Source organism: Mitsuaria sp. GD03876 (assembly GCF_029840635.1).
Taxonomy (GTDB): domain Bacteria; phylum Pseudomonadota; class Gammaproteobacteria; order Burkholderiales; family Burkholderiaceae_C; genus Roseateles.
The window spans coordinates 172993-192734 of record NZ_JAOCCU010000002.1; the positions used below are offsets into that span (position 1 = coordinate 172993).

Genomic DNA, 19742 nt, shown 5'->3' on the forward strand with positions numbered 1-19742 from the left:
CCATGAACACCGAAGACCCTCTCTCCTCCGCGCGCACCGATGCCCTGATGTCCGGCCGCTTGAGCCGGCGCAGCCTGCTGGCCGCGTCGGCCCTGGCCGGCATGTCCGGCCTGGCGCTGCCGCTGCTGCCGGTGGGCGCCGACGCGGCGCAGCGCGCCACGCCCGGCGGCGCGGCCGACGCTGCGATCCGTCCGTTCCGCGCCAGCTTCCTGCGTGCCGAGCTCGACGACCTGCGCCGCCGCATCCAGTCCACCCGCTGGCCGACCCCGGAGACGGTGACCGACGCCTCGCAGGGCGTGCGCCTGAGGACGGTGCAGCAGCTCGCGCGCTACTGGACGCAGGGCTACGACTGGCGACGCCTGGAGCAGCGCCTGAACCGCCATCCGCAGTTCATCACCACGATCGACGGCTTGGACATCCACTTCATCCATGTCCGGTCCCGGCACCCCGGCGCCTTGCCGGTGATCGTCACGCATGGCTGGCCGGGCTCGGTCGTCGAGCAGCTCAAGCTCATCGAGCCGCTGACCGATCCGACGGCTCACGGCGGCCGTCCGGAGGACGCCTTCGACGTCGTGATCCCGTCGCTGCCGGGGCACGGCTTCTCGGGCAAGCCGGCCGAGGCCGGCTGGGATCCGGTGCGCATCGCCCGGGCCTGGGTCGAGCTGATGCGCCGGCTCGGCTACACGCGCTACGTCGCGCAAGGCGGCGACTGGGGCGACGCGGTGTCCGAGCAGATGGCGCTGATCGCGCCGCCGGAACTGCTCGGCATCCACGTCAACATGCCGGCGACGCTGCCGGCGGACGTGGCGCGGGCGCTGAAGTTCGGCGAACCGGCGCCCGCCGGCCTCGCGCCCGACGAGGCGCAGGCCTTCGCGCAACTCGACGACTTCTTCAAGCACGGGCTGGGCTACGCGCTCGAGATGGCCAACCGCCCGCAGACGCTCTACGCGCTGGAGGACTCGCCGATCGGCCTGGCGGCCTGGATGCTCGACCATGACGCCCGCAGCCAGGCGCTGATCGCGCGCGTCTTCGACGGCCAGCCCGAGGGGCTCACCCGCGACGACGTGATCGACAACGTGATGCTGTACTGGCTCACGAAGACGGCGGTGTCGTCGGCGCGGCTGTACTGGGAGAACAAGCTCGAGTTCTTCGCGGTGAAGCAGGTCCGGATTCCGGTGGCGGTCAGCGTCTTCCCCGACGAGATCTACGCCGCGCCGCGCAGCTGGACCGAGCGCGCCTATCCGCGCCTGGTCCACTTCAACCGCCTGGACAAGGGCGGCCACTTCGCGGCCTGGGAACAGACGGACGCCTTCGTCCGCGAGCTGCGCACCGGCTTCGCCAGCCTGCGCGACTGAGGCCGCGCCGCCTCCCGTGTCCCGGGCGCCGCCTTCGGGCGGCGCCCGTGCGTTCACATGCAGGGCGCCACCGCCATCGACAGCACGTAGCCCGCGCTGCGGACCGTCTTGATGTAGCGCGGCTCGCGCGCGTCGTCGCGCAGGCGTTGGCGCAGGCGGCTCACCAGCAGGTCGATCGAGCGCTCGAAGGGCTCGGTCTCGCGGCCCTGGGTCATGCCCAGCAGCTGGTCGCGGCTCAGCACCCGCTGCGGATGGTCGAGGAACACGCGCAGCAGCCGGTACTCGGCGCCGCTGAGGCCGGTGGTCGAGTCCTGCGCGTCGACGAGGTGGCGCTCGACGGTGTCCAGGCGCCAGTTGCCGAAGGCCAGGCGGGCGGCGGGATCGGTCTCGCGCATGTTCGGCGGCAGCATGCGCGCGCGCCGCAGGATCGCGCGGACGCGGGCGAGGAGCTCGCGCGGCGAGAAGGGCTTGACCAGGTAGTCGTCGGCCCCCATCTCGAGGCCGAGGATGCGGTCCACGTCGTCGCCGCGCGCGGACAGCATCAGCAGCGGCATCGCCTTGTGCTTGCCGCCGCGCAGCTCGCGGCACAGCGCCAGTCCGTCCTCGCCCGGCCCGTCCAGGTCCAGCACGACCAGGTCGACCGGTGTCGGACCGTCGAGCGCCGCGCGCAGGTGCCGGCCGGTCGGCACGGCGGTCACGCGCGCCCCCTGCCGGGTGAGGTAGCTCGTCAGCGAGTCCCGCGACGCGCGGTCGCCGCTGAGCAGGAGGAGGTGGTCGGTCGTGGTCATCGTGATTCCGAAGTACGGCACGGCGTCGACGCGGGCGTCGCGCCGGCCTGACGTCCTCGTCTCATTCTTGGCAACGCGGCGGCGGCCGACATCCGACTTCCGACCGAGTGGACCGTGCCGAGCCGGTCGGATGGCCGGCGACGGGACGCCGCCTAGTCTTCAGGGACTCGACGCGCACTTGCGTCGCCGATGGAGCCCTGTTCATGCCGACCCTCACTTTCCAGTTCACGACCACGCTGACGCCGACGCAGTTCATCGCCGGCCTGACCGACTTCGGTCCCGGCCGGTCGAAGGTCTTCCGCTACAGCAGCGACGACATGCTGCAGGTGCACCGCCGCGGCCGCAGCCAGGCGGTGGTCACCGAGGGCACGCCCGGCATCTGGGAGCGCCTGCACTACGACTGGTCCGATCCCGCCGAGGTCGTGCTGAAGACGACCGACTCGAACGTGTGGGGCGGCCGATCGGGCCATCGCTACACCTTCGAGACGCTGCCCGACGGCCGGACGCGTCTGACCGCCGTCGTCATCCGCGAGGGCAAGAACCTCAAGGGCCGGCTGCTGGGGGTGATGCTGGGCACGCTCGGCCGCGGGACGCTGGAGCGGGCGCTGGCCGATGCGCTGCAGGCCATGGAAGCCGCGTTCACGGGCGTGACCGTGCCGTCACCGTATCCATGACAATTCTTTGAATGTATTGAACGTAATGTCTAGCATCGCCGTCATGGAACTGAACCTCGTCACCGTCCTGGTCGCCTTCGCCGGCGTCTTCCTGATCTGCTTCATGAAGGGGGCATTCGGCGGCGGGTTCGCCATCGTCGGCATTCCGTTGCTGTCGACGGTGATGGATCCGGTGACGGCGGGCGGGCTGCTGGCGCCGCTGTTCGTCGCGATGGACCTGTTCAGCCTGCGCTACTGGAAGCCGTCGACCTGGTCGAAGCCGGACCTGCGCCTGCTGGTGCCGGGGCTGGTGGTCGGCATCGGCGCGGGCTACCTGCTGTTCCGGGTGCTGGACCACCGCGCGATCGCGATCCTGATGGCGGCGATCACGCTGGTCTTCGTCGGCCTGTGGTTCGCGCGGGGCGGCGAGGTGGTGGTCAGGCCGCGCTCGTCGCCCAAGGCGATCGCGGCCGGCGTGACCTCGGGCATCACCACGATGGTGGCGCACTCGGGCGGGCCGCCGCTGGCGATGTACCTGCTGCCGCTGGGGCTGAGCAAGCAGGTCTACGCCGGCACCACCAGCCTGTTCTTCACGGTGGGCAACCTGCTCAAGGCGGCGCCATGGCTGCTGCTGGCCAAGCCCACCGGCACGGTCTGGAGCCTGATGGCGATCTGCCTGCTCGCGATTCCGTCGGGGGTGTGGCTGGGTTGGCGGCTGCATGCGCGGCTGGACCAGCGCCAGCTGTACACGGCCTGCTACGGGCTGCTGGTGATCACGGCGATCAAGCTGCTGTGGGATGGGGTATCGGGCTATCTCGGATCTTGAGGGGCGAGGGCGGGCGGTAGCATCCGGACCGGCCGTCGCCACCCCGCCTCATCCCCAGGAGATCCGAAGACATGAAGCGCCTGCTCGTTCTGTTGTTGACCACGCTGCTCGCCGCCTGCGCCACGCCGTACGACAAGCTGCGCAACTACGCGGGCGCCGATTCGGGGACCGTCGTGGCCTCGGTGGGCATGACGTCCGCGAACACGATGAACTTCGCGATCGTCGAGTTCCGGCGAAAGGGTTCCGCCGACATGGGACTGCTGCAGTTCAGTCCCAAGGCCCTGGCGGCCTTCGGCGGCACGCCCACGGACTTCACGAGCCCCGCGGGCGCGGCCGTGCTTGTGAAGACGCGCCTGCCGCCGGGCGAGTACGAGATCTTCCGCTACATGTCCGGCGCGGACTACGGCACTTCGTCGGTGTGGTTCAACGCGCCGGAGAACTTCGCGATCCCCTTCACCGTCAAGACGGGCGAGGTGGTCTACCTCGGCCAGTACCTGGTGGGACTGAACCTGGTGGGCCTCAAGCCCGCGTCGTCCTTCCTGCAGGTGACCAACGAGGCGCCGCGCGATCTCGCCAAGCTGGGCGCGAACGAGGCGAGCGTGCGCAACGCCGCCGAGGGGATCGTCAAGGACGCGCCGTCCGGCGTCCGGCGGCTCAACTGAGGCGCCGCGACGCCGAGGGCGTCAAACCGGCCGGCGCAGCCACGCCATGAGCGCTGCGGTTCGTGGTCCACGACTTCCCTCTTGGCTCCATGACTTCGGTCGGGATGACCGGGGCGGACGGTAGCATCCGGCGCGGTCGGCCTTTGTCGCCGATCCAGGGAGCTCCCCATGCACTCGCCCAAGCTCGGCGCGGTCCTTTACGCCAAACGCCTCGATCCGGTGGCCCGCTTTTATGAGCGGGTCCTCGGCATGCCCGTGGCGCATGCGGCAGCCGATCACGTGATCCTCGAGTCGGACGCCTTCGAGTTCGTGATCCACGCGATCCCCTCGGAGATCGCGGACACGTTCGAGATCGCCGATCCGCCGGAGGTTCGCGAGGAGACGCCGATCAAGCTGCTGTTCCCGGTGGCCCGGATCGACGAGGCCCGCGCCATCGCGGCCTCGCTGGGCGGACGGATCCAGCCGATCGAGCGCGAATGGGCATCGGCCAGCGGCCGGGTGTGCGATGGCGTCGACCCGGAAGGGAATGTGTTCCAGCTGCGGCAGCGGCCCTGACGATGAGGAACGAAGGAACCACGTCATGAATCGTGTTGAGCAGATCCAGGCTTTCGTTGGTAGACCCGTGGTCCGGTACACCCTCTTCCTCACCCTCGTCGCGACCTGCATCGCCGTCGGGTTCGTCTACGGCGATTTCGGCGTCACGCGGTTCTTCGGCGTGCTGATGATGCTCGTCGCGGTGTGCTTCGCGTTCGTGCGCGAGATCCCGGTGTCGATCGGTTCGGCGCGGGTCGGTGCAGTCAAGGGATGGGCGAAAGCATTCATCTGCGTCCCGCTGTTCGTGTGCGGCGCGTATGTCGTCGTGAACGCCGAGGCGGTGACCTGCTGGAGCCCCAAGCGACGGCACCTGTGCGCCGCGTCCAAGTGAATGCCGCAACAACCCACGAGATGATGAACGCCATGCGACGTCCTGCCCGACCCGAAGACCGCGCAGCGGTCTTCGCCATCTATTCCCATCCGAAGGTCGATCCCTATCTGACCTACGAGCCGATGGACCTCGCGTCCTTCGTCCCGATCTACGACGAGCTCGTGCGCAGCGGCTGCTTCTGGATCTGGGAGGTCGACGGCGCGATCGCCGGCTTCTACCGCGCGACGCGGTATCCCGGCCGCGTGAACCACGTGCTGCTGCTCGGCACGCTGGCCGTCGATCCCGCCCGGCATGGGCAGGGCGTCGGGCGCGCCATGATCGACGACGCCCTGCGCCACTTCCGCGCCGACGGCATCCGGCGCGTCGAGCTCTACGCGGAGAGCGACAACGCGCAGGCGCTCGCCTTCTACCAGCGGCTCGGTTTCGTGATCGAGGGAACGCTGAAGGACTTCTACAAGCGCGCCGATCAACCCCACTACGTCGACGAGCATGTGCTGGGGTTGTTGCTCGTCTAGTACCCTGTGCGCCTGACCACGAGATCCGCGCCATGTCCGACCGCATCGCCATCACCGCCGACCGCCCGCAAACGCTGGGCGAGGAGATCGCCAACGCCATCAGCCACGGGCTGGGCGCCGCGCTGGCCATCGCCGCCTTGCCGATCCTGGTGATCCGCGCGATGGGACACGGCGGCCTCGCGGACGTGGTGGCCGCGGCGATCTTCGCGTCCACCGGCATCCTGCTGTACGGGATCTCCGCGCTGTACCACGCGCTCCCGGCGACGCTGGCCAACGGCCGCGTCAAGGCCTGGCTGATGCGGCTGGACCACGCGGCGATCTACGTCTTCATCGCCGGCAGCTACACGCCATTCACGCTGGGCGTGCTGCATGCCGACTCCGGCCCGGGCGTCACGCTGCTCATCGCGGTCTGGGCCGCGGCCGCGTTCGGCGTGACGATCAAGCTGCTCAACCGGTTGCGCCATCCGCTGGTGTCGACCGGCCTGTATCTGGCGATGGGCTGGGTCGTGGTCTTCGCCATCGGCCCGCTGATCGAGCGCACGCCCGGTCCGGGCCTGGCGCTGCTGGTGGCGGGCGGCCTGAGCTACACGCTCGGCGCGGTGGTCTTCCTGCTCGACAACAAGCTGCGCTACGCCCACTTCGTCTGGCACCTGTTCGTGCTGGGCGGCAGCGTCTGCCACTTCTTCGCGGCACTGTTCTACGCCTACGGCTGATCGCGTCCGTCGCGCGCGACGCGCACGGGACCCCGCCACCACGGGCCACGCCCGCGCCTACGGCGACGTGAAGCGGTAGACATTGCCGGCTTCGACGAAGGTGGCCTGCAGCGCCTGGCCATTGGGCGCGAAGCGGCCGTTCCGCAGGGCGTGGCCCTCGAAGGTGATGCCCAGCGGGGCCGGCGCGTTCTCCGGCCAGCGATAGCGATTGCGGAAGAAGCCGATGGCGCCATCGGGCTCAAGGGACAGGCCGCGGCAGCTCGCGAAGAGGCTGGGCAGCTCGAAGCGCCGCGCCTGCGCGGTGTAGGGCTGCATCACCAGGCTGACGCGCACATGCCGCACGGCCGTGCCGCTGGCGCTGGCCGGCACGCCTTCGACGCAGACGGCGGTCTCGTTCGCGTACACGGTGGCCGAGCGGCCCAGCGCGGGCGCGATCGCCTCGTCCTCGAAACGACGGGCGGCCGCGGCCGGCAGGCGCCGCCCGTCGACGACCATGTCCGCCCCGTGGAGCTCGAGCACATGGGATCGCCGCGCGGTCTTCCATCGCCAGACATCGCCGGCACGTCCGCTCGCACCCGATGCGATGACCTTGAGCTCGTCCTCCGGCGAGAAGAGCGGATCGGGCAGCGAGGCGTAGAACGCGTCGTAGCCCTCGAAGACACGTGCGTCGATGGCAGGCTCGGCGGCGGATTCCGGGGCGCGCTCGCCGCCTGACCCGGCGACGGCGAGGTGGGCGGCGCAAGCGCCGAGCACCAGGGGCAGCGCCCGAAAGGTGCGGGCAATCGGGGACGGTGCGAACATCCGGAAATCTTAGGCGGCCGGGCGCCCTGAAAAATATTTCGGGTCGCATGTCACTGGCCCGGGAGTTGGCTCGTCAAGCATCGTCACCACTGGCAAACGGACCCAGACATGAATGCAAGACTCAATCCCGCCGCGGCCGCGCCCGCCCTGATGAAGCAATGGTTCGGCACCTCGCTGGCCATCGTGTCGAGCGTGGACACCCGACTGGTTGAACTGGTGGAGGTGCGGGCCTCCCAGATCAACGGCTGCGCCAACTGCATCAACCTGCACACGACGGCCGCCCGCGAGAAGGGCGAGACGGAACAGCGCCTGTACCTGCTGCCGGCCTGGCGCGAGGCGCCTTGCTACACGGACCGCGAGCGCGCCGCGCTGGGCTGGACGGAAGCCATGACGCGCCTGAGCGAAGGCCACGCGCACGAGGCCGCCTACGACGCCCTGAAGGCCCATTTCACGCAAGAGGAACAGGTTCAACTGACCTTGGCGATCGTCGTGATCAACGGCTGGAATCGCATCGCCGTGGGATTCGGAGGCTTCGTGGATCCGGCCGCGCTGAAGGCGAAGGTCGCGGAGGCCTCCTGATGAGCCCCGATCCCGCCGATGCGCCCGATGCGCCCGACGCGGCCGAGCTCGATCCGCTGCGTCCGCTGCTGATCCGCGTGGCCTACCGCATGCTGGGCTCGGTCGCGGACGCCGAGGACGTCGTGCAGGACGCCTTCATCCGATGGATGGCGGCGGACCGCGGCGAGGTGCTCGTGCCCGCGGCGTTCCTGCGGCGCATGGTGACGCGGCTGTGCCTGGATCGCCTGAAGTCCGCCCGGCATCAGCGCGAGACCTACGTCGGCCCCTGGTTGCCCGATCCGGTCGTCGAGGAGGAGTTGCACCAGGACATCACCGTGCCGCTGATGCTGGCGCTGGAGCGGCTGTCCCCGCTGGAGCGGGCCGTGTTCCTGTTGCACGACGTGTTCGACGTCGACTTCGACGAGATCGCCGAGACAGTGCAGCGCGATGTCGCCGCCTGCCGGCAACTGGCGGTGCGCGCCCGGGTGCATGTCCAGCAGTCCAAGCCGCGGTACCGGCTGGAGCGGGACAAGGGGCTGGCGATCGCGCAGGCGTTCTTCGCCGCGTCGCGCGGTGGCGACCTGACGTCGCTCGCGTCGATGCTGACGGCGGACGTCAGCCTGCATGCGGACGGCGGCGGCAAGCGGCCCACGGTCACGGTGCCGGTGCTTGGCGCCGAGGCCGTGCTGAACGTGCAGGAGCAGCTCGCGGCCCGCTGGCGGCTTCATCCGTCGACGCTGCTGCGCGTGGCCTTCGTCAACGGGCTGCCCGGCTTCGTCACGATGGAGGCCGACGGCGAGGTCCAGACCACCGCGCTGGACATCGAGGACGGCCGGATCACGGCGATCTACGTGGTGCGCAACCCGGAGAAGCTGCGCCATCTCCACTAGCCCGATGCGCCCGAACCGGGCGCCACAGGACACTTTCCATGAGCACGGACAACACAGGGGTCGGCGCACGCCATGGCGTGCCGCCTTCCATCGACCACGACCACGGCCACGACCACGACCACGACCACGACCACGACCACGACCATGAAGCCCTTGGCGACAGGCCGCCGAGTTGGCGAAGCCGCCTGATCACGGCGCTGCTCAGGCGCCTGCCGATCAAGCGCAAGACGGCCTCGGCGGAGGCGGTGCGCGACTTCGTTCGTCGACAGGCCGCGCAGCCGGCGTCCCACAAGCCCATCGGGCTCGGGGCGAAAGTGGCGGTCGGCCTCAGGAGCTTCGCGACCTGGCCGGTGTACCGCACCGCGCCGACGGCGCGCCCGGCCACGGCCAACCTCGTCGTGTTCCTGCATGGCGGCGGCTACGTCAAGGAGATCGTCAAGGCGCACTGGCGCTTCATCGGTTTCCTGACGCGAGAGACCGGGGCCTCGTGCTTCGTGCCGATCTATCCGCTCGCGCCCGAGGGCACGGCCCTGGACGTGGTGCCGATGATGGGCCGCCTGCTGGCCGCGGTGATCGACGAAGCCGATGGCGCGCGGGTCACGGTGATCGGCAACTCGGCGGGCGGGGGCATGGCCTTGGCGGTCGCGCAATGGCTGCGCGACAACGGCCATCGGCAGCCGGATGCGCTCGTGCTGATCTCTCCGGGCCTGGACGCGACGCTCAGTCACCGGAATCAGGCGGCGCTCGCGGCGAACGACCCGACGCAGGATCTCCCCGGGATCCGCGAGGGCGCGCGGCTGTACGCGGGCGAGCTGGCGCTGTCGCATCCGTATGTCAGCCCGCTGAAGGGCGAGCTGCACGGCTTGGCGCCGATGCTGGTGTTCGCCGGCACGGCGGATCTGCTGTACCCGGACAGCGTGGCGCTGGCCTCGCTCGCGCGAGCCGCCGGCGGCCGGGTCGAGCTGCACCTGCGGCGCGGACAGCCGCACAACTACGCGGGCCTGCCGACACCCGAAGGCCGCGAGGCGCGTGAGCGCGTCCTGCGGGCCGTCAGCGAGGCCTTCTGATCATCGCGAGGAGACAGGGCCGGCGGGCGCCTCGCCCATCAGGAACGGCGTGTCCACGGTCCAGCCGAGCAGCCGCCGGCAGCCGTCGACCTCGCGATGCGAGGCCTCCGGCGGCAGCGTGCCTCCGGCCACCACGCGCTTCAGGCCCGCGAGGACGGGCGCGAAGCGCTCGCGCGCGACGGGCGAGCGCGTCGCGAGCAGCCGGTGGCAGGTCCCCACGAAGGACCCCTGCGCCGCCGGCGCCATGCGCGCGACGAAGAAGATCATCTGGCGCCAGCTGAAGGCGAGCGTCTTGCTGGCGCGCTTGCGCTGGATGACCGGGATCGATTCGGGGATCACGCGCCGCTCGAGCCGGTCGAGGGTCGCGGTGAAGGCGCGTTCGGCCAGGCTCGCCCAGTGGCCCTCGAGCATCGGCTGGAGCCTCAGGACGTCGACGAGCACGGCCAGGTTGTGCGTGGTCAGGATCGCGGCCTGCTCGATCACCGCGCCGTTGCGCGCGCGGGGGTTGCCGCCCTCGGGCAGCGCCGCGAGCGCCAGGCAGTACGCATCGAAGTCGGGACAGGTCGTGACGCCCCATTTGTCCTGGAGCCGATGCATCGAGGCCAGGCGACCGGCGTCGAGGCCGTAGTAGCGCGTGTACACGCCGCCGCCGGGCAGGTCCTGCAGGAAGCGCATCGCGACCTGGGCCGCCCGCAGGTACTTCACGCTGAAGGTGCCCATGAAGATGTCGGCGGCGAGTTCCTCCACCAAGGGCAACCGGGGCCGCTTCGGCTGGCCGCTGCCGTCCGCGGCGGGGTCTTGCGGCGGTTGCGCGATGCCGGCCAGGGTCGCCAGCTCCGACACCAGCTTGTTGGGCGTGATCGTCGCGGGGAACGCCGTGATGGCGCAGGCCGCGAACTGGCGCAACGTGTCCTCGGCGGCAGGCCGCGGATCGGCGTCGGCGCAGGCCTCCAGGGCGGCGATCCACGGCAGTTCCGTGAAGCGCACCTGGTGCTGCAGCCACAGCAGCAGCAAGGACCGGCGCCGCCGGAAGGCGCGATAGCTCGCGGCATGCAGCGCCCGGGCGGCGGGATCGGTGAAGCGCGTGGCCAGCGCGGGGCCCGTCAGCTGCGGCAGCAACGCGGCGAGCGCCTCGCCCGACTTCACGAGGCGGCGTTCGAGCAGGGCCGACACGGGCGCCTCCTGGGCCGCCGACAGCCGGGCGGTGAACCGCGGCGGGACCGGCGTGCCTGCCGGCACCGCCGCCACCTGCTCCTCGGGCGTGATCGGCCGCGAGGCCGCGACGATGTCCTCGGGACTCAGGCCTTCGCCCGGCGGGATCTGCCCAATCAACCGCGCGGCGAGCAGCTGCGCGATCCGCGCGTGACTCGGTCCCGTCACCTGCGACGCGCGCAGCGCGCGGTGGGCCTCCGAGCCCGGCACGCCGTGCGCGGTCACGAAACCGGCGAGGCGATGGCGCACGCGCTGGGCCGAACGATCGCGGCGCTCGGCATCGAGGCCAGGCCACGCGGCGAGCGCCGCCACGAGGCATCCCAGCACCTCGTTCTCGCGATGGATGCGCTGGCAGCGGGCATGGCCCGCGCGCGCCGCCGCGACCTTCGCCAGCAGCGCGCCGCGCCGGGACTCGAAGTCGTCGGGCAGGCGCGTGAACGGCACGCCGCCCGTGACGGCGCGTCCGGCACCGTCGCCCTCGAAGCGGGGCGGGGCGCCGGCCACCGTGTCGAGCACCAGCGTCACCAGTTCGTCGGTGAGCGGGGCCCACACCTCGTGGTGCTCGCGCATCGTCTCGACGCTCTTGGACGGGCGCTTGTGCGAGAAGCCTTCCGCGAGCGAGTGGGCGCTGCGCGCGAGCACCGGCGCCTCCAGGCCGACGACAGGATCAGGGATCGGTGTCGAGGCCGGGCGCGGGTAGAAGCGCAGGCGATCGAAGAAGGGCTCGATCTGCTCGATCAGCGACGCGGCCACCGCGTGCTCGCCCTGCGCGAGCAGCCAGCCGATCGCGAGCAGCGCCGATTCCTCCGGCAGATCCACGCGATAGCGGCGCGACGCGAGCTGGTCCGCCAGCGTCGGGTAGCCCTCGCGGGTGAGGTGATGGCCGTTGAGCGCGGTGCGCGCGCCGTCGGCCGGCAGGTGGAGCCGGGCGGCGAGGTCGCGCTCGTGGGCGAGCCATTCCCCGCCCGAGGCATCCTCCCCGCTCGCGAATCCGCCGCGCACCACCTCGGGCGTGATCCAGGTCGGATTGCCTTCAAGGGGCTGCCGGTCGCCGACACGGGCCTTGCCGGACACCAGCTGTTCCAGCGCCGCCAACAGGCGGCGAGCGCGCGCTTCGGCCCGCTCGCGCAGGCTCGGTTCCGTGTGCGCGGCGGCCGCGCGCAGGGTCCGGGCCAGTTCGCCCGCGAGGTAGCTGCCGCCGATCACCGGCGGGACGGCGGACGGCGGTCCGGCCTTCGGGTCGTTGCTGCGCTGGGTCATCGACGTGGGGAGGAAGGGGGCTTGGAGGCAGGGATCGAACCTGCGCCTCGCGGGTGTGCAGCCCACGGCTCTTCCAACTGAGCTACTCCAAGATCGGCGCGCATCGTACCCGTGGCGTGGCCCGCGACGCCAGGCCTGGTGTCGGACCCTAAGGCCTGACCGCCGACGTCTCCAGCCGCGTGATCGCGCTGCCGTCGCCGTCGAAGCGGAAGGTCCGTCGTACCCGGGGCGTCATCGGGTCGCTCCTTCGTTGGTCATCGATGGCCATGGCTCGGCCTCTTCGCCGATGTGCCATCCAGCCCTTCGTCCGTGACCAGGTCGGTCACCATGCCCCAGCGGTCGAACTCGGGTTGGAAGTCCGCCAGGGCCAGCAGGCCGATGCAGGCATGCGCGCCGATGGGCAGCGCCTCGCCGCGGGCCAGCCGCCGCGCCAGCAGGATCGCCGCCATGCAGGGAATCTCCGGCCCGTGGTCGTCGTCGGCGGCGATGTGCCATTCGCGCCTGGCCGGCCGGCCCGACGCGTCCTGGCCTTCGACCCGCAGCACCATGCCGCCCAGCCCCGAGCCGAAGCGGTCGAACATCGGCGAGGTCGCCTGGATGATCCCCGCCAGCCGCGACGGCCGCTTCAGCAGGCCCACGCGTCGAAGCATCGCCAGCAGTCCCATCGCGCGCTGCGTGAAGCCGACCTCGAGCGCCGCGCGGAAGTGGACGCGCTCCGTCACGCCGAAGCGCGCGGGGAAGAGCTCCAGGTCGGGGATGTCGCACAGGGCGCCCAGGCGAGGCCGCATGCGGGCGAAGCGGACCCGGCGGGACTGCGCCCAGCCACGGCGCGGCTGCCAGCGGCCTTCGTCCCAGACCTGGATCGGCTCGCCGCAATAGCTCAGCACCGCCGCGAGCGTCGCTTCGCCGCGCGGCGCCGTCTGCGCGGGCGCGATGCAGAGGTCGATGCTGCGCAGCGACCGCCAGCCGGACGTGAGCGCCGTCACCACCGCCGACGACAAGGCCGGCACGGTGCTCGCGCCGGCGATGCCGACCCGGCCCGCCGCGCGGAAGGCCGCGTCGAGCGAGGGGGGGAAGTCGCAGACGAAGCGGCGTCCGTCCGCCAGGTCGATGTAGTGGCAGCCCGCCTGCGCCGCGGCCCGCGCCACGTCGTAGGACTGGCCCTGGAACGGGCCCGCGGTGTGGATCAGCAGTTCGACGCCCAGTTGCCGCAGCCGATCGGAGAACCCGGGCGCCGCGAGGTCGATGGCGACGCCTTCGGCACCGCCGCCGAGCGTCGCCGCCAACTGCCTCGCGCGCGACGCGTCGCGTCCGCCGACCAGCAGCTGAATCCCCGGATCCCCCGCCAGCGCGCGGCAGATGCGCGCGCCAAAGTTCCCGTAGCCCCCAAGCACCAATGTCTTCAAGTCTTGCTCCCTGTCGGGGCCGGAGTCTACGAGGGCCCGGGCCGCGCCTCGTGGCGCGCGTTCGTGTCGACATCGGCGTCCGAGGCGGACCGCCCACGGGCATGGCACTTGCCGTCCTGAAGGCGATGCACACCATCACCCGTGTGTTGCCCTCAGCGTGTCGATGAGGTGAGCGCCTCGTCGGCCGGCGAGGTGCAACGTGGACTCACCGCTTCAAGGAGACACCTCATGAACACCTCCCTCATCCGCTCCGCCGGCCTCGTCGTCGTCTGCGCCGCCTTGTCGGTCGGTTGCGCCTCGGATCGTCAACAGCGTCATGACGACGCCCGCAACGCGGCGGTCGGCGCCGTCGGCGGCGCGGTGATCGGCGCGGCCACCGGCGGCAACGCGCTGACCGGCGCCGCCGTCGGCGCCGTGGCGGGCGCCCTGATCGGACGCCTGATGGTCGACGGCCGCGAACGCGAGGTCTATTCCGACGGCCGCGGCGGCCGCTACTGGCGCGACGAGGACGGCCGCCACCACCCCGTCCGTTAAGGGGACACGCCTCCCTAACCTTTGGGATGGCTATTTTGGTGTCGAGGTTTTTTACAGATGTCAGCCATCCCCTTCACCGTATCCAGACTTTCCGTTGTGTGACAACGGGTTACCGAGTTGGCACGCGACCTGCTTAGGGATCCGCTTTTCCGCGATGGCCTCACGAGGGGGGCCATCCTCATTCCAAGAAGCCACGAAAGAAAACCATGAAGAAGATCCTGCTGGGAGCCGCCCTGTCCCTGTCCGCCCTGATCGCCGCCGCCACGCCGGTGAGCATCAACTTCAACGGCTACAGCAACTTCGCGCCCGTTGCCAACACGCAAGACGTCCAGTTCCAGCTGCTGGGCGGCCCGATCAACGGCACCCCGACCGTCAGCTCCTTCGTCATCGACGGCCAGCGCCTGCTGACCAACTCGCTGACCGGCGGCTCCTACCCGACCGCCAACATCCTGCGCGCGACCTTCGACGGCGCGGCGGACGACCTGACCTTCAGCTTCTTCAACGCCGGCTTCTCCGGCAGCGGCGGCGGCGCGTCGTTCTTCACCGCCTACGACCTGGCCGGCAACGTGCTCCAGACCGGTTCGCTGGCCGCCAGCGCCAGCAACGTGGTCAGCTTCGCGCTGACCGTCGACGGCGTGCACAGCATCGAGTTCAACAACAACACCGGCGGCGCCAGCAACTGGTGGTTCGGCCTGGCCTCGCTGTCCGCCGACGTGAACGACGTGCCGGAACCCGCCTCGCTGGCCCTGGCCGGCCTGGCGCTGGTCGGCCTGGCCTTCGCGCGTCGCCGTCAGGCTTGATCGCCGACTGCTGATCGCGCGGAACACCCGCCGCCGATCGCCAAACGAGAAGGGCGCCCGACAGGGCGCCCTTTCGTTTTGGGGCTTGGACGTGGCCGCGATCGCCCACCCGGTGCAGCGTGGGCGTCCGGACGGCGCTCGCGGGCGGCGCTCAATCGGCGCGTTCTCCGCGCGCGGGCGTCGTGGTCGTCGCGGCCATCACCGCCGATGCCGCCGCGCCCGCCAGCAACGCCTCGACCTGCGCCGGTGCCACCGGCTTGCAGAACCCGAAGCCCTGCATCAGGTCGCAGCCCATCGCCACCAGCGCGGCCTCGTCCGCGTCGAGCTCGACGCCCTCGGCCACCACCGTCATGCGCATCGCATGGGCCACGCGCACCATCGACTCCACCAGCATGCGCGAGTCGTCGTTGGCCGCGATCCCGTGCACGAAGAGCCGGTCGATCTTGATCTTGCGGCAGCGCAGCCGCCGCAGGTAGGCCAGCGAGCTGTAGCCGGTGCCGAAGTCGTCGATCGCCAGGCCGTAGCCCAGCCCCTGCAGCGTGAAGACGAACGAATCCGGCTGGTCGATGTCCTCGAAGTTCAGGCTCTCGGTCAGCTCGAACTCCACCTCGCCCGGTCCCAGCGGCAGCGCCTTGAGCTGCTGCAGGAAGCGCTCGCGATGCTGCGGCTTGCGGCACTGCTCCCAGGACAGGTTGATCGCGATCGGCGGACAGCCCAGGCCCTTGGCCTTCCACGCGTCCAGGTCGCGGCGCAGCTGCGCCAGCATCGTCAGCCCGAGCTCGACGATCAGCCCCGAGGACTCCGCCACCGGGATGAACTCGGCCGGGGACACCCAGCCGCGCTCCGGATGGCGCCAGCGGGCCAGCGCCTCGAAGCCGCGGATGCGGCGCGCGGCGTCGTACTGCGGTTGGTAGGCGAGCTGGAACTCGCCCTGCACCAGCCCCTCGCGCAGGTCGTTCTCCAGCGCCAGCCGCGACTGCAGCGCCTCGCCCAGCGCCGGCGTGAACAGCTGGAAGGTGTCCTTGCCCAGGTGCTTGGCCTGGCGCATCGCCGCGTCCGCGCAGCGCATCGCGTCGCTGGCGTCGCCGGCCTGGTCCGGCAGCAGCACCGCGCCGGTGCTGGCGCGCAGGTGCAGCCAGTGGCCGTCGAAGAACAGCGGCTGTGCCAGCCCCGTCTGCAGCCGGCTCGCATAGGCCTGGAGCGCCGACGCGTCGGGCCGCGGCGTGAGCAGCACGGCGAACTCGTCGGCCGACAGCCGCGCCGCCGTGTCGCCCGGTCGGCAGAGCTGGCGCAGGCGCTGGCCGGTCGCCTGCAGCGCGGCGTCGCCGGCCGCGTGGCCGAACTGGTCGTTGATCTGGGTGAAGTTGTCCAGGTCCAGCAGCAGCAGCGCCGCGCCGCCGTCCTGGCGCAGCGCCTTGTCCAGCAGGCGGCGCAGGTGCTCGCGGTTGGGCAGGTCGGTCAGGGCGTCGAAGCGCGCCAGGTAACGCGTGCGGCGCTCCGCCTCCTGCATCTGCGCGCGCAGCCGCTTGGACAGCAGCCAGGCCAGGCCCGCGGTCGCGGCCAGCGTGCCCAGCGTCGCCACGATGAACTGCGCCAGGTCCGACCACATCGGCCAGCGGCTCGCCGCCAGCGACAGCGTGCCCACCGGATGGCCGTCGGCCAGGACCGGCACCTCCAGCGTCACCTCGCCGGCCCAGTCCTCCAGGCGCGAGCGCTGCGCCGGCGGCCGCGCGTACAGCGCCATCGAGCTGCCGTCGCGCTTGAGCAGCCGCGCCCGCAGCGTGGCCGGGTTCTGGCGCAGCGCCTGCAGGATCTCGCCGGCGTCCTCGCGGCTGTCGAAGACCAGCGCGGCGGAGGCGGTCTGCGCCACGATGCCCGCCTGCGTGCGCAGGTCCTCGAGCTGGCGGTCCTGCAGCCGCCAGTACTGCAGCACGCTGAGCAGCAGGGCGAAGGTCAGCAGCGCGGCCAGCGAGACGGCCAGCTCGCGCCAGCGCTCCAGCGCATCGAGGATCCGTGCGTTCATGGGGAGGAGGATTGATGGCGGACGTAGCGGGCCAGGCGCAGCAGCTTCGCGCTGATCGCCAGGCCGGCGCGGCGCGCCGCGTCGAGGTCGACGTCGAAGACGATACGCCCGTCCTCGACGCCCAGGTTCAGCATCGCGCCGTGGTCGAGCATGCCGGCCGCGTCGGACAGCACGAGCAGCGTCGGCTGCTCCAGCGCCGCGTGCCAGGCGGGCTGTTCCTCCGGCAGGTAGAGCAGGTGGCAGCCGGCGAGCTGTTCCGGCCGCGTGACGCGGCGCGGCTCGATCGCGAGCTGCCGGATCGAGCGTCCGGCCAGGGCCAGCATCGCGGTCCCCAGCCGGCTCTCGCCGGCCAGGCACAGCTGCAGCGTGCGGCCGGCCTCGCGCTCGGCGGGCCAGGTCACGAACATCAGCGCGCGGTAGACCACCTCCGCCTTCAGCGCGTCCGGCCCGGCCGCCTGCGCCGCCGCCGGCTGCGCGGCGACGAGGCCGCCCAGCAGCAGCCACAACGCAGCGAACGCCCGCCAGGCGCGCCCGCGGCCCGGACGGCCCCGGGCGCTTGCGTGCATCGACATCGGCGGCATCGGCATCGGCATCGGCATCGGCATCGTCGCGGCGTTCAGAACGACAGCCGCCAGTCCAGCCGCCAGGCGCGGCGGGGCTGCGGGATCGCGCTCAAGGCCGCATCGGGCGAGGACGGGTCCAGGTTGGCCCGGTCCAGCAGGTTGTCGACATGCAGGGCGACGCTCTGGCGGGTGTCGATGCGGTAGCGCAGGTGCGCGTTGACGACCACCTCCGGCGGCACCCTGACGCGTCCGAGCCGCGCGCCCAGCGCGGTGCCCTCGACGCCGAGCTGCCACGGGCCCCACTCGGGCGTGATCGCATGGCCCTTGAGCATCCAGCCCGGCGCGTTGCTCAGGCGGCGGCCCTGGTCGTCGCGGGCGTCCATCCAGGACGCGCTGGCGCGCCACAGCCAGCCGCCGTCGACGCGCTGCTCGATGCCCAGGTCCAGCCCCCGCATCCGCACGCGGCCGCGGTTGACGAACTGCAGCACCGCGTCGGGATCGTCGCCGAGCGGGACCTGCTCGATCAGCCGGTTCAGGCGCGTGTCGTAGACGTTGGCGCTGACCGCCTGGCCCGAGGGCAGCAGGACTTCCCAGGCCAGTTCGGCGGAACTCAGGCGCTCGGGTTCCAGCGACGGATTGGCGAGCTGGGTCTGGCCGCCGTCGCTGTAGTAGCGCTCGTACAGGTTGGGCGCGCGGAAGGAGCGCGCCCACATCAGCTTGAGCGTCTGGCGGTCGTCGGGCCGGTAGACCAGCACCGTGCGCGGCGACAGCGCCGGCGCGAAGCCGCGCGCGTGGTCCAGCCGCAGCCCCGTGGTCAGCTGCCACGCCTGCGACAGGCGCCACTGGTCCTGCACCGACAACGCGGCGGAGTCCTGCGTGACGTTGGCGTCCAGCCGCGACTCGTACGGCGCGACGCGGTAGTTGCGCTGCACGCCGTACGGCGAGGTGCGGACCTCGGCGCCGGCCATCAGTTCATGGTTGAGCAGGCCGCGCCACAGGACGCGCGCGTCCAGCGTCAGCCACTGCGTGTAGGCCTCGTCCTTGTCGATGAGGTCGGGGGACTGGCCGTAGACGTAGCGGCCGCGGAAGTCGTACTGCGCCAGCGCGAGCCGGACGCTGCGCCGCAGCTCGTCCTGCCAGCCTTCGTCGTAGGCGGCCTCGACCATCAACTCACGGTCGGTGTAGCGGGTGCCCGACGCGCCGGGCAGCGTGCCGTAGGGCGCGGTGGCAGCTTCCTTGTCGCGCTGCACGGCGGCCATCGACAGCTTCCAGCGGCCCAGCCGGTACTTCGCCAGCACCGAGGCCTGGCGCTCGCCGTCGAGGCCGCGGACCCAGCCGTCGGGCGTGCCGAGCTCGGGCACGAAGAGGTCCTCGCCGGCGCCGCGCTGCAGGTTCACGCCGAGGAACAGGTCGCCGCCGGCCGCGTCGGCCAGGCCGTAGTGCATCTCCGCGCGGCGCTGGCCGCGCTCGCCGACGCTGCCCAATACCGACAGGCCCGGCGCATCGGCGCCGTCCAGCGTGACGACGTTGACGACGCCGAGCAGCGCATTGCTGCCGTAGATCGACGAGCCCGGTCCCTGGACCAGTTCGACCCGCTTGACCCATTCCGCGACGACGGGGAACTCCAGTTGCGGCAGGCCCTGGTCGTAGATCGCGTCGTTGACGCGCTGGCCGTCGATGGCCATCAGGATCCGGGAGTTGTAGTCGCCGGGGCGGTTGAAGCCGCGCAGGCCCATGTTGCTGTAGCTGCGCGTGTTGCCCAGGTAGACGCCGGGCAGCCGGGACAGCATGTCGCCGACCGTCTGGTGGCCCAGCGCCGCCGATTCCTGGCGGCCGAGGACGCTGACCGCGGCGGGCGCGTCCATCAGGCTCTGCGCGTATCGCGACGGGCCCTGCACCTCGCGCTTGAGCAGCGCCTCGAGTTGTTCCTCCTCGGCGGGCGTCGTCGCGGCGACGGCCGGCGCGGCCAGGGCCAGGAGCAACGGGCCCCAGGCGGACCAGACGAGCGTGTGCTTCACGGGAGGAGCGCCCGTCGGGGCGCGGAATCGGGAGGAGGCGCAGCTTATCGGCGCGGTGCCCGGCCCGCGTCGTCAGAGTTCACGGAATGCGCGGGCCGACCGTAACAGCGCCCCGAGGCGTGAAGGCGTGCGCCTCCTGCGGGCGCGCGTTGGTTCGCCTGTCGATAAACCGG

General features: G+C 71.4%; 20 protein-coding genes and 1 tRNA gene. 13 read left to right on the forward strand and 8 right to left on the reverse strand.

What is annotated here, in order from left to right; all coding sequences use genetic code 11:
- The first annotated feature begins 2 nt into the window (after nt 1-2).
- Entirely contained in the window at nt 3-1355 is a 1353-nt protein-coding gene (locus N5D62_RS02255; RefSeq protein ID WP_279755805.1) for an epoxide hydrolase, read from the forward strand.
- Nucleotides 1356-1408: 53 nt separating this feature from the next.
- Here N5D62_RS02255 and N5D62_RS02260 read toward each other — a convergent pair whose 3' ends face one another.
- Nucleotides 1409-2143 carry a winged helix-turn-helix domain-containing protein gene (locus tag N5D62_RS02260; protein ID WP_279755806.1) on the reverse strand — a complete coding sequence of 245 codons (735 nt, stop codon included), beginning with the start codon at nt 2141-2143 and terminating at the stop codon, nt 1409-1411.
- 203 nt (nt 2144-2346) lie between these two features.
- Between N5D62_RS02260 and N5D62_RS02265 the strand changes: the two genes are divergently transcribed.
- The 7 genes from N5D62_RS02265 to N5D62_RS02295 all read left to right on the forward strand — a co-directional run bounded on the left by N5D62_RS02265 (nt 2347) and on the right by N5D62_RS02295 (nt 6437).
- Complete coding sequence (locus tag N5D62_RS02265) at nt 2347-2817, forward strand: hypothetical protein (RefSeq protein WP_279755808.1); 471 nt, start codon at nt 2347-2349, stop codon at nt 2815-2817.
- A 43-nt stretch (nt 2818-2860) separates the two neighbouring features.
- Complete coding sequence (locus N5D62_RS02270; protein WP_279755810.1) at nt 2861-3622, forward strand: sulfite exporter TauE/SafE family protein; 762 nt, start codon at nt 2861-2863, stop codon at nt 3620-3622.
- Between the two features lie 71 nt (nt 3623-3693).
- Nucleotides 3694-4284 carry a hypothetical protein gene (locus N5D62_RS02275; protein ID WP_279755812.1) on the forward strand — a complete coding sequence of 197 codons (591 nt, stop codon included), beginning with the start codon at nt 3694-3696 and terminating at the stop codon, nt 4282-4284.
- A 168-nt stretch (nt 4285-4452) separates the two neighbouring features.
- Nucleotides 4453-4839, forward strand: a complete 387-nt coding sequence (locus N5D62_RS02280; protein ID WP_279755813.1) for a VOC family protein — start codon at nt 4453-4455, stop codon at nt 4837-4839.
- Nucleotides 4840-4864: 25 nt separating this feature from the next.
- Entirely contained in the window at nt 4865-5209 is a 345-nt protein-coding gene (locus tag N5D62_RS02285; protein ID WP_279755815.1) for a hypothetical protein, read from the forward strand.
- Nucleotides 5210-5241: 32 nt separating this feature from the next.
- Nucleotides 5242-5724: a GNAT family N-acetyltransferase gene (locus tag N5D62_RS02290; RefSeq protein ID WP_279755817.1), complete on the forward strand. Its 483-nt coding sequence runs from the start codon at nt 5242-5244 to the stop codon at nt 5722-5724.
- Between the two features lie 32 nt (nt 5725-5756).
- On the forward strand, nt 5757-6437 hold the full coding sequence (locus N5D62_RS02295) for a hemolysin III family protein (protein ID WP_279755819.1): 681 nt from the start codon (nt 5757-5759) through the stop codon (nt 6435-6437).
- Between the two features lie 57 nt (nt 6438-6494).
- On the opposite strand, the gene N5D62_RS02300 is transcribed toward N5D62_RS02295, so the two are convergent.
- Nucleotides 6495-7238 (reverse strand): hypothetical protein, encoded by a 744-nt coding sequence (locus N5D62_RS02300; RefSeq protein WP_279755822.1) that lies wholly within the window; start codon nt 7236-7238, stop codon nt 6495-6497.
- Nucleotides 7239-7346: 108 nt separating this feature from the next.
- On the opposite strand from N5D62_RS02300, the gene N5D62_RS02305 reads away from it, so the two are divergent.
- Genes N5D62_RS02305 through N5D62_RS02315 form a run of 3 tightly spaced genes read left to right on the forward strand, consistent with a single transcriptional unit; the run spans nt 7347 to nt 9753 of the window.
- The gene (locus N5D62_RS02305) at nt 7347-7817 is read left to right on the forward strand and encodes a carboxymuconolactone decarboxylase family protein (RefSeq protein ID WP_279755824.1); all 471 of its coding nucleotides are present in this window, start codon (nt 7347-7349) and stop codon (nt 7815-7817) included.
- Entirely contained in the window at nt 7817-8686 is an 870-nt protein-coding gene (locus N5D62_RS02310; RefSeq protein WP_279755826.1) for a sigma-70 family RNA polymerase sigma factor, read from the forward strand. The genes N5D62_RS02305 and N5D62_RS02310 overlap by 1 nt, the downstream gene beginning before the upstream one ends.
- A 38-nt stretch (nt 8687-8724) precedes the next feature.
- A complete protein-coding gene (locus N5D62_RS02315; protein WP_279755828.1) occupies nt 8725-9753 on the forward strand; it encodes an alpha/beta hydrolase in 1029 nt (342 codons plus the stop codon).
- Here the strand turns inward: N5D62_RS02315 and N5D62_RS02320 are convergent, their stop codons facing one another.
- The 3 genes from N5D62_RS02320 to N5D62_RS02330 all read right to left on the reverse strand — a co-directional run bounded on the left by N5D62_RS02320 (nt 9754) and on the right by N5D62_RS02330 (nt 13631).
- Nucleotides 9754-12225: a hypothetical protein gene (locus N5D62_RS02320; RefSeq protein ID WP_279755830.1), complete on the reverse strand. Its 2472-nt coding sequence runs from the start codon at nt 12223-12225 to the stop codon at nt 9754-9756.
- 19 nt (nt 12226-12244) lie between these two features.
- Nucleotides 12245-12317: transfer RNA gene (locus N5D62_RS02325), tRNA-Cys, on the reverse strand.
- A gap of 162 nt (nt 12318-12479) precedes the next feature.
- A complete protein-coding gene (locus N5D62_RS02330) occupies nt 12480-13631 on the reverse strand; it encodes a saccharopine dehydrogenase NADP-binding domain-containing protein (protein WP_279755831.1) in 1152 nt (383 codons plus the stop codon).
- Between the two features lie 228 nt (nt 13632-13859).
- Between N5D62_RS02330 and N5D62_RS02335 the strand changes: the two genes are divergently transcribed.
- Nucleotides 13860-14165 (forward strand): YMGG-like glycine zipper-containing protein, encoded by a 306-nt coding sequence (locus N5D62_RS02335; RefSeq protein WP_279755832.1) that lies wholly within the window; start codon nt 13860-13862, stop codon nt 14163-14165.
- 206 nt (nt 14166-14371) lie between these two features.
- A complete protein-coding gene (locus N5D62_RS02340; RefSeq protein ID WP_279755833.1) occupies nt 14372-14965 on the forward strand; it encodes a PEP-CTERM sorting domain-containing protein in 594 nt (197 codons plus the stop codon).
- A 151-nt stretch (nt 14966-15116) separates the two neighbouring features.
- On the opposite strand, the gene N5D62_RS02345 is transcribed toward N5D62_RS02340, so the two are convergent.
- Genes N5D62_RS02345 through N5D62_RS02355 form a run of 3 tightly spaced genes read right to left on the reverse strand, consistent with a single transcriptional unit; the run spans nt 15117 to nt 19569 of the window.
- Nucleotides 15117-16988 carry a bifunctional diguanylate cyclase/phosphodiesterase gene (locus N5D62_RS02345; protein WP_279755834.1) on the reverse strand — a complete coding sequence of 624 codons (1872 nt, stop codon included), beginning with the start codon at nt 16986-16988 and terminating at the stop codon, nt 15117-15119.
- Nucleotides 16985-17593 carry a YfiR family protein gene (locus tag N5D62_RS02350; protein ID WP_279755835.1) on the reverse strand — a complete coding sequence of 203 codons (609 nt, stop codon included), beginning with the start codon at nt 17591-17593 and terminating at the stop codon, nt 16985-16987. Before N5D62_RS02350 ends, N5D62_RS02345 begins: the two co-directional genes overlap by 4 nt.
- 11 nt (nt 17594-17604) lie before the next feature.
- Nucleotides 17605-19569: a TonB-dependent receptor gene (locus N5D62_RS02355; protein WP_279755836.1), complete on the reverse strand. Its 1965-nt coding sequence runs from the start codon at nt 19567-19569 to the stop codon at nt 17605-17607.
- Nucleotides 19570-19742 lie beyond the last annotated feature (173 nt).